The organism is Sphingomonas sp. (genome assembly GCF_036387595.1).
GTDB lineage: Bacteria > Pseudomonadota > Alphaproteobacteria > Sphingomonadales > Sphingomonadaceae > Sphingomonas.
In genome coordinates, this window is sequence record NZ_DASVTL010000073.1 from 1 (window position 1) to 15,574 (window position 15,574).

Annotated in this window: 16 protein-coding genes; 8 read left to right on the forward strand and 8 right to left on the reverse strand. The window is 68.7% G+C overall.

From position 1 onward, the window contains the following. Nucleotides 1–990, reverse strand: a 990-nt coding sequence (locus VF643_RS06500; RefSeq protein WP_331042565.1) for a hemolysin family protein, incomplete at its 3' end; no start/stop codon positions are given. Nucleotides 991–1,185: 195 nt separating this feature from the next. On the opposite strand from VF643_RS06500, the gene VF643_RS06505 reads away from it, so the two are divergent. Further along, nucleotides 1,186–1,866, forward strand: a complete 681-nt coding sequence (locus VF643_RS06505) for an OmpA family protein (RefSeq protein WP_331042566.1) — start codon at nt 1,186–1,188, stop codon at nt 1,864–1,866. 489 nt (nt 1,867–2,355) lie between these two features. Here VF643_RS06505 and VF643_RS06510 read toward each other — a convergent pair whose 3' ends face one another. Together VF643_RS06510 and VF643_RS06515 are read right to left on the reverse strand one after the other, a co-directional pair. After that, nucleotides 2,356–2,784 carry a nucleoside deaminase gene (locus tag VF643_RS06510; protein WP_331042602.1) on the reverse strand — a complete coding sequence of 143 codons (429 nt, stop codon included), beginning with the start codon at nt 2,782–2,784 and terminating at the stop codon, nt 2,356–2,358. 56 nt (nt 2,785–2,840) lie between these two features. Next, nucleotides 2,841–3,050: a hypothetical protein gene (locus VF643_RS06515; RefSeq protein WP_331042567.1), complete on the reverse strand. Its 210-nt coding sequence runs from the start codon at nt 3,048–3,050 to the stop codon at nt 2,841–2,843. A 174-nt stretch (nt 3,051–3,224) separates the two neighbouring features. On the opposite strand from VF643_RS06515, the gene rpmB reads away from it, so the two are divergent. Further along, a complete protein-coding gene (gene rpmB, locus VF643_RS06520) occupies nt 3,225–3,551 on the forward strand; it encodes a 50S ribosomal protein L28 (RefSeq protein WP_331042568.1) in 327 nt (108 codons plus the stop codon). Between the two features lie 37 nt (nt 3,552–3,588). Here the strand turns inward: rpmB and VF643_RS06525 are convergent, their stop codons facing one another. After that, complete coding sequence (locus VF643_RS06525; RefSeq protein WP_331042603.1) at nt 3,589–4,617, reverse strand: esterase-like activity of phytase family protein; 1,029 nt, start codon at nt 4,615–4,617, stop codon at nt 3,589–3,591. Nucleotides 4,618–4,777: 160 nt separating this feature from the next. On the opposite strand from VF643_RS06525, the gene VF643_RS06530 reads away from it, so the two are divergent. Both VF643_RS06530 and VF643_RS06535 read left to right on the forward strand, forming a co-directional pair. Next, nucleotides 4,778–5,170: a glycine zipper 2TM domain-containing protein gene (locus VF643_RS06530; RefSeq protein ID WP_331042569.1), complete on the forward strand. Its 393-nt coding sequence runs from the start codon at nt 4,778–4,780 to the stop codon at nt 5,168–5,170. A 465-nt stretch (nt 5,171–5,635) separates the two neighbouring features. Then, nucleotides 5,636–5,992, forward strand: a complete 357-nt coding sequence (locus tag VF643_RS06535; RefSeq protein WP_331042570.1) for a GFA family protein — start codon at nt 5,636–5,638, stop codon at nt 5,990–5,992. Between the two features lie 144 nt (nt 5,993–6,136). Here the strand turns inward: VF643_RS06535 and phbB are convergent, their stop codons facing one another. From phbB to VF643_RS06555, 4 genes are all read right to left on the reverse strand, one after another. Then, nucleotides 6,137–6,859 carry an acetoacetyl-CoA reductase gene (gene phbB / locus VF643_RS06540; RefSeq protein ID WP_331042571.1) on the reverse strand — a complete coding sequence of 241 codons (723 nt, stop codon included), beginning with the start codon at nt 6,857–6,859 and terminating at the stop codon, nt 6,137–6,139. A 33-nt stretch (nt 6,860–6,892) separates the two neighbouring features. Continuing rightward, the gene (hemH, locus tag VF643_RS06545; protein ID WP_331042572.1) at nt 6,893–7,897 is read right to left on the reverse strand and encodes a ferrochelatase; all 1,005 of its coding nucleotides are present in this window, start codon (nt 7,895–7,897) and stop codon (nt 6,893–6,895) included. Continuing rightward, nucleotides 7,894–10,107 (reverse strand): molybdopterin cofactor-binding domain-containing protein, encoded by a 2,214-nt coding sequence (locus VF643_RS06550; protein WP_331042573.1) that lies wholly within the window; start codon nt 10,105–10,107, stop codon nt 7,894–7,896. Before VF643_RS06550 ends, hemH begins: the two co-directional genes overlap by 4 nt. 136 nt (nt 10,108–10,243) lie before the next feature. Continuing rightward, nucleotides 10,244–11,920 (reverse strand): class I adenylate-forming enzyme family protein, encoded by a 1,677-nt coding sequence (locus tag VF643_RS06555; protein ID WP_331042574.1) that lies wholly within the window; start codon nt 11,918–11,920, stop codon nt 10,244–10,246. A 65-nt stretch (nt 11,921–11,985) separates the two neighbouring features. Between VF643_RS06555 and lgt the strand changes: the two genes are divergently transcribed. The 4 genes from lgt to pgeF all read left to right on the forward strand — a co-directional run bounded on the left by lgt (nt 11,986) and on the right by pgeF (nt 15,365). Further along, nucleotides 11,986–12,915 (forward strand): prolipoprotein diacylglyceryl transferase, encoded by a 930-nt coding sequence (lgt, locus tag VF643_RS06560; RefSeq protein WP_414713808.1) that lies wholly within the window; start codon nt 11,986–11,988, stop codon nt 12,913–12,915. A 208-nt stretch (nt 12,916–13,123) separates the two neighbouring features. Then, nucleotides 13,124–14,104, forward strand: coding sequence for a class I SAM-dependent methyltransferase (locus VF643_RS06565; RefSeq protein ID WP_331042605.1), 981 nt, complete (start codon nt 13,124–13,126; stop codon nt 14,102–14,104). Next, entirely contained in the window at nt 14,101–14,610 is a 510-nt protein-coding gene (locus VF643_RS06570; RefSeq protein ID WP_331042575.1) for a GNAT family N-acetyltransferase, read from the forward strand. The genes VF643_RS06565 and VF643_RS06570 overlap by 4 nt, the downstream gene beginning before the upstream one ends. Next, a complete protein-coding gene (gene pgeF / locus VF643_RS06575; RefSeq protein ID WP_331042576.1) occupies nt 14,607–15,365 on the forward strand; it encodes a peptidoglycan editing factor PgeF in 759 nt (252 codons plus the stop codon). Before VF643_RS06570 ends, pgeF begins: the two co-directional genes overlap by 4 nt. Nucleotides 15,366–15,574: the final 209 nt, after the last annotated feature.

Consider the following 15,574-nt stretch of genomic DNA (forward strand, 5'->3'; position numbering starts at 1 on the left):
CGTCACGATCCCTTCGAAATGGCCGTATTCGTCGTGGATCAGCGCCATCGGCACGTCGGCGGCCCTTAGCGCCATCAGCGCGTCCATCGCGTCGATGCGGTCGATCACCACCGGCGCCTTGCGCATCAGCTTCGTGAGATCGAGCGGCTCGCCGCGGAACAGGGCCGCGGCGATGTCGCGTGCCTGGACGACGCCGCGCACCGCGTCGATCGACCCTTCGCCCACCGGCAATCTCGTGTGCATGCTGGCGAGCAACGTGTCGCGGATCGCGTCCGGCCCCAGCGTGGAATCGAGCCAGTCGACATCCGTGCGTGGCGTCATCACCTCGCGCACCGGCCGGTCGGCCAGCCGCACGACGCCCGATATGATCGAGCGTTCATGCTCCTCGATCACCCCGGACTTGGAGGCTTCGGCGACGATCATGTGCAATTCTTCCGCCGTGACATTGTCCTCGCTCTCGCGATCCAGTCGCAGCAGGTGGAAGATCAGCGCGCTGGTCGAATCGAGCAGCCACACGATCGGTGCGGTCCCGATCGCCAGCCAGCGCATCGGCGCCGCCATGACGACCGCGATCGGCTCGGGCTTGCGCAGCGCGAATTGCTTGGGGACGAGTTCGCCGATGATGAGCGAGGCATAGGTCGTCAGCCCGATGACGATCGTCAGCGCCAGCGTGCGCGCGGTCTCCGGCTCCAGGCCGAGCCGTTCCAGCCGGGCGGCGGTCGGCGTGCCGAGACTCGATCCCGAATAAGCACCGGCGACGATGCCGATCAGCGTGATGCCGATCTGCACGGTGGAGAGGAACTTGCCCGGATCGGCGGCGAGGACGAGCGCGGCGCGCGCGCCCTTGCGCCCGGTGCGCGCCATCGCCTCCAGCCGCGCCTTGCGTGCGGAGACGATCGCCAGCTCGCTCATCGCGAACACGCCGTTCAGCGCGACCAGCGCAAGGATGATCGCGACGTCGATCCAGGGAAAGGGGGGGAGCGGGGCCATCGGCGCGGCCTTCTTTGCCGCACATTCCGACGTTCCACAACGGCTAACCCTGTAATCCAGGGTTCAGATCGCAGGTGGAACAAGCGCCGGGAGGCCCGAGTTATCGGGTGAATCGCCCCGCGTTTTGGGGTGGACCGCCCCGGGTTGTGGGGTGAACCGCCCCCAGTTGCGGGGCGAACCGCAAGGAGTATAGCGATGAAGACCTCGAAACTGATGGCGATGGCCGCACTGAGTGCGCTGGTGACGACGGGCGCCTGCACCACCGATCCCCAGACCGGCAAGCAAAGCATCTCCAAGACCGCGCTCGGCGGCATCGGCGGCGCGCTGGGCGGCTATCTGCTCGGCGATCTCGTCGGCGGGCGTCGCGATCGCACCGAAAAGCTGGTTGGTGCCGGCATCGGCGGCCTCGCGGGCGCCGGGATCGGCGCGTACATGGACCGGCAGGAACGCGATCTGCGCGCACGCACCGCAGGCACCGACGTGCAGGTGATCCGCCGCGGCGACGATCTGGTGCTCAACATCCCCTCAGGGATTACCTTCGCCTATGACAGCGCCGACGTCGCACCCGAATTCCGCCGCACCCTCGATCAGGTCGCGCAGACCCTGGGCCAGTATAACCAGACCTATATCGACGTCTACGGCCACACCGATTCGACCGGCAGCGACGCCTATAATCAGGAATTGTCCAACCGCCGCGCGCTGTCGGTGGCGGACTATCTCTCCACGAACGGCGTCCAGTCCGCCCGGATCGCGACCCGCGGCTACGGCGAAACCCAGCCGATCGCCTCCAACGACACCGACGCAGGCCGCGCGGCCAACCGCCGGGTGGAGATCAAGATCGTGCCCGTGACCCAGAACGATGTCCGGGGGAATTAGAGCCCTTAGCGACCGAGTTGATACGCGATAGCGCCTCTCCTGAAGGGCAGGACTATCGCACATCTCCTTTGGAAGTTTATGCGCCTCGAGTAGCGAACGCCGCCCCGGCGAAGGCCGGGGTCCAGGCGCACAGGTCGTGCGACGACAGGACCAACCTTGCCATCCAAGTATGCCAGCCTGGGCCCCGGCCTTCGCCGGGGAGGCGGTGATCCTGCATCCTCGCAACAGGCCACATGCGACTTTCTTCCCCAGAAGAGAGGGGAGAGCAAACCTGGCCGGACTGAAATTCAGAACAGGCCAACGCCCGTTCGTGCTGAACTGTGCTGAATGGCTTCAACCCGTTCGTCCGGAGAGGCTGGCCGGAAAGTCTTCCGTTCGCCCTGAGGAGGCATTGAGCGAAGTCGAAATGCCGTCTCGAAGGGCAGGTGAGTCCCACCGTCCTTCGAGACGAACTTTCGCCTTTAAATGCAGCTTTCCGGGCGGCACGGTTCACCGCCGCCCGGCGAAGAATCCCTTGAGCAAATCCCCGGCCGCCACCTCGCCGATCCCCGCATACACCTCCGGCCGGTGGTGGCACGTCGGCTGTGCGAACAGCCGCGGCCCGTGCTCCACCGCACCGCCCTTCGCATCCGCGGCCCCGTAATAGAGCCGCGCGATGCGGGCATGCGCGATTGCCCCTGCGCACATCGCGCACGGCTCCAGCGTCACCCAAAGGTCGCAATCCTGCAGCCGATCGCGCGCCAGCATCCGCGCGGCCTCGCGAATCACCCGCATCTCGGCATGGGCGGTGGGATCGTGAAGCGCACGCGGGGCATTGCCGAGCGCGACCAGCACTCGTCCCTCGCGGACGATCGCCGCGCCGACCGGCACTTCGCCCGCATCGGCGGCGGCGCGGGCGGCGGCGAGTGCCTGGGCCATCGGTTCGGGCAGGCGGAACACCCTGTCCGCCTGCCCGCCCGCTACGCCAGGGTCAATCAGTTGGCGTTGCCCGGCTTGTCGATGTCCATCGTCGGCACCGTCACCGTCTTTTCCTCGGTGCCCATGCGGACCTTGGCCACGTCGGCCTTGAACGTGGGCGCCTGGACCACGCCAGGGCGGGTCTGGTCGATGTTGATGATGCCGAAGAACATCAGCGCCACCAGGATGACGGCGGCCAGGCCGACCAGAACGAGCAGCGCACGCATGGGACTTATCCTCTCGAATAAACGGTTCGTAAGCGTAACAACGCGGCCGTGCCGCGCGAGTTTCACATGGGCCGCGGCAACGCCAGACTTCGAGCGGAAGGTTGACGGGAACCGCCAGCCCGGCTATCCGCGCGGCCTTTCCGGGCCTCTCGCCTGAAACCAGGATTAGCAATCATGTCGCGCATCTGCGAACTGACCGGCAAGGGCCGGCAGGTGGGACACAACGTATCCCACGCCAACAACAAGACCAAGCGTACCTTCCTGCCCAATTTGCAGAACGTCACGCTGATCTCCGATTCGCTGGAGCGCAGCATCCGCCTGCGCGTCTCGACGCACGGCCTGCGCTCGGTCGAGCATAATGGCGGGCTGGACAATTGGCTGGTCAAGACGTCGGACACCGCGCTTTCGCTGCGTGCCCGCCGCCTCAAGCGCGACATCGTCAAGAAGCTGGGCGTGAAGAAGATCGGGGCCGAAAAGCCCGAGGTCGCCGCCACCGCCTGACCCCCTGAAAGGGTGGCCGCTCGAAAAGCCCGTCCGCTCAACGCGGGCGGGTTTTTGGCGTTGGCCGGGGCAGCGCGAGCCGGAATTTGAGCAGCAGCGAACGCTGGATCGCCATCTGGTTGTCGTCGGACACCAGCCACAGGATCGCGTCGCCGCCCTCGCGGGTCACTGCCAGCCCTTCGAAATTGTCGTGGATCAGGGGCGCGGCGAGCGTCGCGATCAGCCGCCCGCGCGCCACCTTGCCCGCCGCGACGTCGGCCGCGCGGACGATCGACAGGCGATTGGACCAGCGAAACGGCAGGGCGAAATCGCGGTCGAGCACGATCAGATCGCCGTTCGGCAACGCCGCCGCATCCGCCGGATCGTAGCGTCCGGCCGGCACATAGGCAAAGCGGGCCTGGCGCACGTTCCTGCCGGTCGGATCGCCGAAGAACATGCGAGCGTCGCGGGTGCGCAGCCGCATCGCCTTGCTGCCTGACCAGGCGCGGGGTGGTACGTGCGACGACTCGCTGATTGCGACGAAGCGGCCGTCAGGCATCAGCGCCAGCGATTCGGGGCCGCCGTTCTGCGACCATTTTCTGATGGCAGCGGGCCTTGCCTGCGCTTCGCCGCGGGTCCACGCGGGGTCGTAACGCCAGATCGCGTTGGTGTTCTCGAACGCCACCCACACCCGCCGCGTGGCCGGATCGACCGCCATCGCCTCGCTGTCGCGATCGCGCTTGTCCCAGCCGGTGCGCGGACCCGCGGGCAGGTTGGAGAAGGCAAGCGCATGCGGCTGCCAGTCCGCGCCCATTTGGAAACGCACGATATTGCCGCCGTCGCTGAGCAGGGTGAACCGGTCGCCGTCTACGCTAAGTGCGGAAAAGCCGCCGAACGCCGGATCGCGGCTGGTAAGCGACACCCCGCCCAGAAAGACGAGCCCGCCCACCCGGCGGCGTCCCGGATCGCGCGGATCGAGCGCGACGCGGGTCGCATCCATCTGTGCCCGGCTGCCCAGCAGGCGCAATCGCTCCTCCACCGACCAGCCGGGGACGATGGCCAGCACGAGCAAGGCGACGGACAACATGGTCAAGGGAACGCGCACGACACCGCCATGCCCACCCGCGACGGCAGGGGGAAGCCTGAACCCGCGATAACGAGTGCATTCAGGGTCGGCTCAACGCGACTCGTCCAAAAGGCTTTCATCGAGGCAGGGTCCGACACCCCGCCGATACGGGAGACGAATCATGTTGAAGCAGCTTTCGCTGACCGCCGCCGCCCTCGCCATGGGCGCGACCGCTTTGGTCCCCGCGACTGCGAGCGCGCAGCGTTATGACCACGGCCGCTACGAGCGCGCTTACGGCAATGCCTATCAGGACGGCTACAACCGTCGCGACGGCTACGAGCAGCGCGGCTACAACAATCGCACCTATCGCGGCGATCGAGGCTATTACCGCAACCGCAATCAGCGCTGCAACAGCGGCACGACCGGCACCATCGTCGGCGCGATCGCGGGCGGCCTGCTCGGCCGGTCGATCGACAGCCGCGGCGACCGGGCGACCGGCACGATCCTGGGCGGTGCCGCGGGTGCGCTCGCCGGCCGCGCGGTAGGCCGGTCGAACAATCCCAGGGGGTGCTGACCGCCGCTGCAAGCCGCAAAGCGGCAAGCAGCGCCCGGCACGGCCGGCGGGTCGGCGCAAGCCGAACCCGGCCGACGAAAAGCGGCGGCTTCGCCGTCGCTCTTCCCGCCGCCGTTCACGATTTCCAAAGCTACCGCCACTAGGCGGTGCGTACAGCTCCCGCGTAGCGTATCGGGAGCGGGGGGCCGGTTGCGTAACGACCGGCCCCTTTGTTCTGCCGGGCGCAGGCGCGGCCACGCCCGCGCCGCTGCAGCCGCGAAGCGGCAGCAGCGCCCGGCACGGCCGGCGAACCAGCGAAGCGCAGTTCGTCCGACGACCAGCGGCGGCTCTGCCGTCGCTCCTTCTTCCACTTCACCATCCCGACGCCCCGGTTGACGATCCACCAATGTTCCACCAATGTTCTCACCCGGCAAAGGAGAGATCGTGATGAAGGGAAGCTGTTGTTGCGGTGAGATACGGTTCGAATTGCTGGCCGAGCCGTCGATGATGGCCACGTGTCATTGCTCACGCTGCCGCAAGGTGGGGGCAAGCACCTTCGTCTTCGTCCGCAAGCAGGATTTGCAATGGATCGCAGGGCAGGACGCCGTGGTTCGCTACGAACCGGTCGCGCCCTATACCTATGCGCGATGCTTCTGCCGTATTTGCGGAACCGCGCTCGGCGAAATTCTGTCCGAAAGCGACACCTTCCCGATCGCCGCCAACGCGCTGGATGACGATCCCGGTGTCCGCAACCGGTTTCACGAGTTCGTGCGCGAGAAGCCGGATTGGTATGCGATCTGCGATGACGCCCGGCAGTTCGAGGGACACCCTGTGCGGGGGTGATCCCGGGGAGCGGGGAGGAGCGACGGCAAAGCCGCCGCTTTCGTCGGCCGAGTCCCGCGTTGCGGTCTCGCCGGCCGTGCCGGGCGCTGCGCGACCCGCGTTCGCGGGCGCGCACCGGCAGCGTCGTAGCGCTGCCTGCGCCCGTCAGTACATGTGCTGCCCGCCGTTGATGCTCAGCGTCGACCCGGTAACGAACCCGCCCTCCTCCGAGCACAGGAACGCCACCCCGCGCGCGATCTCGCTGGCCTGGCCCAGCCGCCCGACCGGGATTTTCGCCACGATCTTCTCCAGCACGTCCGCCGGCACCGCGGCGACCATGTCGGTGTCGATATAGCCCGGCGCGATCGCGTTCACCGTCACGCCCGCACGCGCGCCCTCCTGCGCCAGCGCCTTGGTGAAGCCGTGGATGCCCGATTTCGCGGCGGCATAGTTCACCTGGCCATATTGCCCGGCCTGGCCGTTGATCGAGCCGATGTTGACGATCCGGCCCCATTTGCGATGCCGCATGCCGGGAAACACCGCCTTGGCCATGTTGAAACACCCGCCCAGATTGGTGTCCATGACCTCCTTCCACATCTGATACGTCATCTTCAGGATGGTGCCGTCGCGCGTGATCCCCGCATTGTTGACGACGATGTCGACCGGCCCCAGCTCCGCGGCGACCTTGGCCACCCCCTCCTGGCATGCGTCGTAATCGGCCACGTCCCATCGGTAGGCCGCAATGCCCGTCCGGGCGGTGAAGTCCGCGGCACGCTGTTCGTTGCCGGCGTAATTCGCCGCCACCGTGATGCCCATGTCGTGCAGGGCGGTGCTGATCGCCTCGCCGATACCGCGGGTTCCGCCCGTCACGATCGCTACGCGTGTCATATCGGCCATCCTCTCTCGTTGTTTTCTCGCAAGCTAAGGAAACGCTACCCAGCCCGCAAGTTCCCGTCGCAGGATCGCGGTGAGCATCGCGATGCTCCCCGGCTCGGCGTTCAGGCACGGCAGATAGGCGAAGTCGGTCCCACCCGCGTCCACGAAAGACTCGCGTCCGCGGATCGCCAGTTCCTCCAGCGTCTCCAGGCAGTCCGCCGAAAAGCCCGGCGCGACGATCGCGACCTTGCGCCTGCCCGCCTTCGCCAGCGCGACCAGCGTCTCGTCGGTCGCTGGGCCAAGCCACTTGGCGGGGCCGAACCGCGATTGAAACGCGATCGTCACCTCGCGCCCCAGCGCCTCGCCCAGCAGCCGCGCGGTCTTCTGGCAGTGGCAATGATAGGGATCGCCGAGTTCCAGCGTCCGCTTGGGCATGCCGTGGAAACTGACGACGAGCGCGTCGGGCACGAAATCGAGCTGCGCCAGCCCGGTTTCGACCGATTCCTTGAGCGCACCGATATAGGCCGGATCGTCATGATAGGGCGGCAGGGTGCGGATCGCGGGTTGCCAGCGCTGCTTGGCGAGATGCGCGAATGCCTTGTCGTTGGCGGTCGCGGTCGTCGCGGCGCAATATTGCGGATACAGCGGCGCCAGCAGGATGCGCTCGCACCCCGCATCCTTCATCGCCTGCAACCGCTCCGCGATCGCCGGACGGCCATAGCGCATCGCCCAATCGACCAGCACGGTATCGCCGAACGCGTCCTTCAGCGCTGCCGCCTGCGCGCGCGTGATCGCGGCCAGCGGCGATCCGTCCGCGCGCCAGACCTGTTGGTAGGCATGCGCCGACTTCCTGGGCCGCGTCGTCAGGATGATGCCGCGCAGGATCGGCTGCCAGGCGATCGCTGGCAGCTCGACGACACGCCGGTCGGAGAGGAACTCGCCCAGATAGCGCCGCACCGATCGGGTGTCGGGGCCGTCGGGGGTGCCCAAGTTCATCAGCAGCACGCCGACCCTGGGCTTGGGGATGACGGGATGGTTATCGGGGGTCATGCACCGGTCCTTAGCGGAAGCGTGCGCGCGCGAAAGCCGGTCGCGGCGAAAAGCGCGTTGGCGACCGCGGGTGCGACCGCGGGTACGCCCAGTTCGCTCACCCCGCCGGGTGCTTCGTCGCTGCCGATCAGCTCGACCGTCAGATCGGGCGTGTCGGCAAGCCGCGGGATCGCCAGTCCGCCGAAGCCGCGCACCTCGGCCAGCGCGCCGGCAAAGCCGGTGGAGGCGCCCAGCGCATGCGCCAGTCCGAAGATCAGCCCGCCCTCGATCTGCTGGCGCACCAGATCGGGGTTGACTGGCCGTCCGCAATCGACCGCGGCGACCAGCCGGTCGACGAGGATGCGCCCGCCAACGACATGCGCTTCGGCAAGCACCGCGATATAGCTGCCGCGAAACGCATAAGCGGCAATCCCCTGCCCGCTCCCCGCCACCCCGCCGTCCCACCCACCGAGCGCCGCGGCGGTGGACAGGCAACGCGCGAGCCGCGGTTCGCCGCCCAGCATGCCGATGCGGAACGACAAAGGTTCGTTGCCCCCGGCGCGCGCGATCTCGTCCAGGAAACATTCGGTGAAGAAGGCGGTATAGCCATGCGCGCCGCCGCGCAGATGGCCGGTGGCCACGCCGATGTCGGTCGGGTGGTGGTGGATAGTCACCGCCGGAATCCGATAAGGCGGCAGCGCCCCCGCAACGGCATAGCGATCCCCCGCCCCGCCCGCCGCGAGCGCAGCCTCGGCGACCGCACCGGGGATCAGCCGTCGTGCCAGCGCCTTGCCCGTGTCAGGTGCGGCTATCGCCGCGTGCCAACCCAGGATCGCACCATTCGCGCCCAGCCGTGCCCGCATCCGGGCGCGCGCAGGTGGACGATAACGATCGTGGAGGACCGCTTCGCCACGCGACCAGATCAGGCTGACCGGGCGCATCAGCTTGACCGCGAGCAGCGCCGCCTGCGCCGCCGCGTCATGTTCCAGCGCGGCACCGAACGATCCGCCGATCGGCATCGGATGCAGGATGACCGCCTCGACGCTCACCCCCGCCGCGGCCGCGGCCGCCGCCCGCGCCGCAGCGGGCGCCTGCGTCGCCAGCCACAATTCCAGCCGTCCGTCGCGAAAGGAAGCGGTCGCACTCGGCGTCTCGATCGCGGCGTGCACGCCTACTCCCGCGTCGTAGCGGGCGACGATCTCCCGCCCCCCCGTCGTCGCCCCACCTGTCGTGGCCGCGCCGGTCGACACCATCGACACGCCATCCAGCGCCAACGCCGCATCCAGCGCGGCATCCATGGAGGCGGTCGTCGGCAGCGGCCCGTGCGATTCGAAACGCGGGTGCATCGCATCGAGCGCGCGTTGCGCCGCCCAGCCGGTCGTCGCCACCGCCGCCGCCCAGCCATCGTTGGTCACGACCGCGACGACGCCCGGTACGCGGTCCGCCGCCGCACGGTCCGCCGCGATCAGGCGCGATCCTGGCGGTCCGCCGCGCACTGCCGCATGGACCATGTCGGGCAGCCGCACGTCGCCCGCGAAATTCGCCGAACCATCGACCTTGGACGGTGCGTCGATCCGCGCGACGGAACTGCCCATCAGCCGCCCGGCACCGCCGACACCGATCGGCAGCGGTTCGGGCACCGTGCCGGCCGCGGCCTCGTCGGCCAGTTCGGCAAAGCGCAGCCGGTTCGCACCGTGGAGAATGAAGCCGTCGCGCGCGGTGCACGCCTGCGCGGTCACGCCCCAGCGTGCCGCCGCGACTTGCGTCAGCAATGCGCGCGCCGCCGCACCCGCTTCCCGGCACGCGGCCTCGAACATCCGCACCGATGTCGATCCGCCGGTCAGCATTGCCCCCTCGCGCCGAACCCAGTCATCCCGAAACCCGGCGGGAATGCGGTCGAGCACGCCCTCCAGCAATTCGCTCAGCGCCAGGCGGTTGGCATAGAGCGGGTTCATCGGCGCAGGCTCGACCCCGACGGTGCGCCAATCGGCACCCAGTTCGTCCGCGACGATCTGCGGCAGCACGGTCCAGCTCCCCTGGCCATGCTCGGCCTGCGGCACCGCGACCGTCACATGCCCGTCGCTCCCGATCTTGAGCCACGCGCCGAAACCATGCTCGCCAGGATTGAGGACGAGGTTCGGCGCATGGCTGCGCGGCCACAGGCTCCAGGCGACGACCAGCCCGACGCCAGCGCCACCGCCGATCAGGATTTTCCGCCGGGTGGGGCGCATCTGAGTCCTCGGTACGTTCAAATACTCCGTTCGCCCTGAGCGCAGTCGAAGCCTGCCCTGAGCGGTTAGCCGAAGGGGGCAAGCCCCAAGCCAAGGTGCTTCGACTTCGCTCAGCACGAACGGAAGAGAGCGGCGCCTACCCCTCCGCCGCCGCCAGCGCCCGATATCGCGCGCGCAGCGTAACCTTGTCGATCTTCTCGGTGCCCAGCCGCGGCAGCGGGCCGTCGGCGATCCAGATCCGCTGCGGCACCTTGAAGCCTGCGATATGCTCGGCCAGGAACGCGCGCAACGTCTCCGGCGCCACCGCTTCGCGCAGCGCGACGATCGCGCCCGGCACTTCGCCCAGCCGCTCGTCGGGCAGGCCGAACACCGCCGCCTCGGCGACCAGCGGATGCGCGTAGAGCGCGTCCTCCACCTCCTGGCAGCTGATGTTCTCGCCGCCGCGGATGATGATGTCCTTCTTGCGGTCGACGATGAACAGATACCCCGCGTCGTCCAGATAACCGATGTCGCCGGTCCGGAAATATCCCTCCGCGGTCATCGCCGCGGCCGTGGCATCCGGGTTCCCCCAATAGCCCTGGAAATTGCAGACCGATCGGATGGCGACCTCGCCGCGCACGCCCTGCCCCAGCACAACTCCCGCATCGTCGAGGATCGCCAGATCGACCAGCGGCAGCGTCGGTCGCCCCGCCGAATTGGGCTTGGCGGTGTAGTTGCTCCGCCAGTTGCCGGTGCCGACGCCGTTGGTCTCAGTCAGGCCATAGCCGATCAGCGGCGCGCCCTCCATTTCCTCGGCGATGCGGCGGACATGCTCCACCGGGCGCGGTGCACCGCCCGCGGCGATGTCGGCCATCGTCGACAGGTCGTATTTCGCGCGGTTCGGATGGGTCAGCATCTCGAAACTCATCAGCGGCACCCCGACGAAATAGGTCACCCCCTCCGCCGCGATCAGCCGCATCGCCTCCTCGGCATCCCATTTGGGCATCATCACCAGTTTCCTGCCCATCGCGAAGCTCTGCAGCATCACCGGCACCTCGGCGGTGACATGGAACAGCGGCACGGTCAGCAGGGTGCACGGCTGGCCCTGCGGCGGATTGCCCGCCCGCGCGGCGATTCCCAGCATCGTCAGCGCGGAGGCCAGATAGTTGAACACCGCCTGCGTCACCGCGCGGTGATCGCTGACCGCCCCCTTGCACTGCCCGGTCGAGCCCGACGTGAAGAGGATCGTCGCCAGATCGTCCCCCGCCACCACCGGCAGCGCGACGTCCGCCGCACCGGCGGTCAGCGGCGCCAGAGCGTGCGCCAGCGGCAGCGTGTCGTCGATCGCGATCACCCGCGCCGCCAGGCCGTCCAGCCGCTTCACCCGCGGCGCATCGGCCAGGATCAGATCGCAACCGACGTCGCGAATCGCGGTCGCCAGTTCCTCCGCCTGCCACCAGCCGTTCAGCAGCGTGGCCACCCCGCCTGCCATGGCGATGCCCATGTACAGCGCGATCCACGCCGGCGAATTGCGCATGGCGATGCCGACGCGGTCGCCCTTGGCGACCCCTTGTGCGACCAGCGCCCGCGCCACCCCTTGCGCCTGCTCATACACCTCCGCAAACGTCAGCCGCTCGTCGCCGGAAACGAGGAAGGTCGCATCGGCATGCTGCGCACAATAATGCGCGAAATAGGCGGGCAGCGACGGCGGCGCGGTGGCGATCACGGGCAGCGTCACGCCATAACGCTCGATCGTGCCCAGCCGCAGCGGGCCGTCCGGCCCGGTCACTTCGGCGAGGACGGCGTCCATGATGCCGTCGAGTTCGGTCCGCATCGCTCTCTCCGCTTGGCCTTCGTGCCCGCTCCCCTTATGCAGGCGCGACGCCTGGGGGGAAAGCCTTGATCCTGACCACACTTGCCGCAGCAGTTCCCGCGGTCGGCCCGATCGTCGGCCCGATGGCCGGGGTGGCGCCCGGCCATATCCGCTTCGCCGATTTGGGGCTCGATCCCAACGTCTTCTCGATCGGCTTCTTCACGCTGCGCTGGTACAGCCTGGCCTATATCGCGGGCATCCTGATCGGCTGGTGGTATCTGCTCAAGCTGATCGCGCAGCCGGGTGCGCCGATGGCCCGGCGCCATGCCGACGACCTCGTCTTCTACGCGACGCTCGGCATCATCCTGGGCGGCCGGATCGGCTATGTCCTCTTCTACGCCCCCGACATGATCCTCCACCCGCTGCGCATCGTGCGGCTGTGGGATGGCGGCATGTCGTTCCACGGCGGCGTGATCGGCACGTCGATCGGCCTCATCCTCTTTGCGCGCAAGCACCAGCTCAACTGGCTGCGCGTCCATGATTACATCGCCTGTTGCGTCCCCTTCGGGCTGTTCTTCGGCCGCCTCGCCAATTTCGTGAACGGCGAGCTTTGGGGCAAGCCGACCGACGTCGCCTGGGCCATCGTCTTCGAACGCACCGTCGCCTTCGACCAGATCGAGCCGGCCCGCCACCCCAGCCAGCTCTACGAAGCCGGGCTGGAGGGGATCGTCCTCTTCGCGATCCTGTGGTTCGCCTTCTGGCGTACCAAGGCGCGCTACGATCCGGGCAAGCTCGTCGGGCTGTTTCTCATCGGCTACGGCGTCGCACGCTTCATCGCCGAATTCTTCCGCGAACCCGATGCGCAATTCCAGGGCACCTTCGTCGAGGCGACCGGCATCCACATGGGCCAATGGCTGTGCGTGCCGATGATCGGGGGCGGCGCCTATCTGATGGCCACCGCCGCGCGGCGCCGCACCCGCGTCGAGCCGATCGCGGGGCCGGCGAGCGTGGCGTGAGGAAATCCTCCCCGGTACGGGGAGGGGGACCGCTCGGCGGCAGCCGAGTGGTGGAGGGGCAGCCACAAGCGCAAACCCGGGAGGCTGCCCCTCCACCATTCGCTTCGCGAACGGTCCCCCTCCCCGAACGAGTTCGGGGAGGATAAGGAAAGGCGTGACCTCCTCCCTCCCCGACCGCCTCGCCCGCGCGATCACGCTCGCCGGGCCGATGCCGGTGTCGCAGTTCATGGCCGCCGCCAACGCGCATTATTATGCGACCCGCGATCCGCTGGGCGCGAGCGGAGATTTCACCACCGCGCCCGAGATCAGCCAGATGTTCGGCGAGTTGATCGGCCTGTGGTGCGCCGACCTGTGGGACCGCGCGGGCCGCCCCGACACCGCCTGGGTCGAACTCGGCCCCGGCCGCGGCACGCTGGCGGCGGACGCGCGCCGCGCGATGGCGAAGGCGGGCTTCAGCCCCGCGATCCACTTCGTCGAGACCAGCCCGCTGCTGCGCGCGGCGCAGGCAGACCGGGTGCCGGACGCGACCTGGCACGACACGATCGACACGCTTGCCGATGACGTCGCGCTGATCGTCGTCGCCAACGAATTCTTCGACGCCCTGCCGATCCGCCAGCTCGTCCGCCGCACCCAGTGGCATGAACGGCTGGTCGCGTGTCAGGACACCTTGTTCCTGCCGGTCGCCGGGCCACCCGTCCCCGACGCGATCATCCCCGAACCCTTGCGCGACGCACCCGCCGGGTCGCTGCTCGAAGTCTCACCCGCGGCCGTCGCGGTCATGCGCGGGCTGGCGAGCCGGATCGCGCGCCAGGGCGGCGGGTGCCTCGTCGTCGATTACGGGCATGAGGGGCCACTGCTCGGCGAGACGTTGCAGGCGGTACGCGGCCACGGCTTCGCCAATCCGTTCGAGACGCCGGGCGAGGTCGATCTGTCGGCGCACGTCGATTTCACGACGCTGGCCGCCGCCGCGCAGGTGTCGGGCGCGGTCGCCTGGGGGCCGGTGCCGCAGGGCGAGCTGCTCGTCGCGCTCGGCATCGACGCCCGCGTCGCGGCGCTGTTCAAGGCGGCGCCCGATCGCGGCGAAGCGCTCGCGGCCGATCGCGCCCGGCTCGTCACCGACATGGGGCTTCTGTTCAAGGCATTCGCCATCACCGCGCCGACATGGCCGCAACCGGCAGGCTTCGCATGACCGTCATCTTTCGCCCCGCCACCCCGTCGGACGCCGCCACGCTGGCCGAAATCGGTGCCGCGACCTTCGTCGAGACGTTCGGTCACCTCTATCGCCCCGCCGATCTCGCCGCCTTCCTCACCGCGCACACCGCCGAGAACTGGGCGGAAGAACTCGCCGATGCGCGCTACGCCGTCGTGCTGGGCGAAGACGCCGGAACGCCCGCCGCTTATGCCAAGCTAGGCCCCGCCAAACTCCCCTTCACCCCACCCGAAAACGCCATCGAGCTGCGCCAATTCTACGTCCGCGCGCCATATCACGGCAGCGGCGTCGCTGCGGAAATGATGGCCTGGGCGATCCGCGAGGCGCGCACCCGCGGCGCAGCGGCGATGTATTTGTCGGTGTTCGTCGACAATCCGCGCGCGCGCCGCTTCTACGAACGCCACGGCTTCACGCGTATCGGCCGCTATGCCTTCATGGTCGGCGAACAGGCGGACGAGGACGACGTGATGATGTTGACGCTGTGACGCCCGATGTCATCCGCTCGACCGCGCTCGAAGGCGTCGCGCACGGGTTCCTCGGGCGCCGCGGGGGCGTATCGACCGGCATCGTGGCCGGGCTGAACGTCGGCCTCGGATCGGGGGACGATCCGGCCGCCATCGCCGAAAACCGCGCGCGTGCCTGCGCCGCGGTGCTGCCCGGCGCGGCGCTCGTCACCTGCTATCAAATCCACTCCAACGATGTCGTCACCGTCGCGCAAGCCCCGGACGATCGCCCCCCCGGCGACGCGCTCGTCACCGATCGCCCGGGGTTCGCACTCGGCATCCTCACCGCCGATTGCGCGCCGGTGCTGTTCGCCGATACCACCGCCGGCGTCGTCGGCGCTGCCCATGCCGGATGGAAGGGCGCGCTCGCCGGCGTCACCGACGCGACGATCGCCGCGATGGAGGCGCTGGGTGCCGATCGCGCCCGGATCGTCGCCGCGATCGGCCCGTGCATCGCGCGCGCCAGCTATGAGGTCGACGACGCCTTCCTGATCCGCTTTGCGCGGGCCGATCCCGAGAACGACCGCTTCTTCGCACCCGCCCGCGATGGCCACCACCGTTTCGACCTCGAAGCCTATGTCGCCCACCGCCTCGCCGCCGCCGGCATCCGCCGCGTCGATGCGCTCGGTCTCGACACCTATGCCGACGAAGCCCGCTTCTACAGCTTCCGCCGCGCCACCCACCGCGGCGAGCCCGACTACGGCCGCCAGATCGCGCTCATCGGCATTGCTGGCTGACGACCCGAGTCTTCGTGGTCATAGAACCATGGTCCACCCCGGCGCAGGCCGGGGCCCAGTTGCACTGATCCCGCGGTCTGCCTGTTCCCCTCCTCGATCGCTGGCCGCGGCTGGGCCCCGGCCTTCGCCGGGGTGGTACGTGTCCGGCGGGGATCAGTCCCCCTTCACCAGGCAGGTTCGGGGTCGGGCTTATCAGCCGCACCGACGGA

Bases quoted from the DNA above. Each gene is read 5' to 3' on its own strand.
- VF643_RS06510 (WP_331042602.1), bottom strand. From the start codon at position 2,784: ATGGCCCAGGCACTCGCCGCCGCCCGCGCCGCCGCCGATGCGGGCGAA.
- hemH (WP_331042572.1), bottom strand. From the start codon at position 7,897: ATGACCCCCGATAACCATCCCGTCATCCCCAAGCCCAGGGTCGGCGTG.
- VF643_RS06550 (WP_331042573.1), bottom strand. From the start codon at position 10,107: ATGCGCCCCACCCGGCGGAAAATCCTGATCGGCGGTGGCGCTGGCGTC.
- VF643_RS06515 (WP_331042567.1), bottom strand. From the start codon at position 3,050: ATGCGTGCGCTGCTCGTTCTGGTCGGCCTGGCCGCCGTCATCCTGGTG.
- phbB (WP_331042571.1), bottom strand. From the start codon at position 6,859: ATGACACGCGTAGCGATCGTGACGGGCGGAACCCGCGGTATCGGCGAG.
- VF643_RS06505 (WP_331042566.1), top strand. From the start codon at position 1,186: ATGAAGACCTCGAAACTGATGGCGATGGCCGCACTGAGTGCGCTGGTG.
- VF643_RS06525 (WP_331042603.1), bottom strand. From the start codon at position 4,617: ATGTTGTCCGTCGCCTTGCTCGTGCTGGCCATCGTCCCCGGCTGGTCG.
- VF643_RS06555 (WP_331042574.1), bottom strand. From the start codon at position 11,920: ATGCGGACCGAACTCGACGGCATCATGGACGCCGTCCTCGCCGAAGTG.
- rpmB (WP_331042568.1), top strand. From the start codon at position 3,225: ATGTCGCGCATCTGCGAACTGACCGGCAAGGGCCGGCAGGTGGGACAC.
- VF643_RS06565 (WP_331042605.1), top strand. From the start codon at position 13,124: ATGCCGGTGTCGCAGTTCATGGCCGCCGCCAACGCGCATTATTATGCG.
- VF643_RS06530 (WP_331042569.1), top strand. From the start codon at position 4,778: ATGTTGAAGCAGCTTTCGCTGACCGCCGCCGCCCTCGCCATGGGCGCG.
- VF643_RS06570 (WP_331042575.1), top strand. From the start codon at position 14,101: ATGACCGTCATCTTTCGCCCCGCCACCCCGTCGGACGCCGCCACGCTG.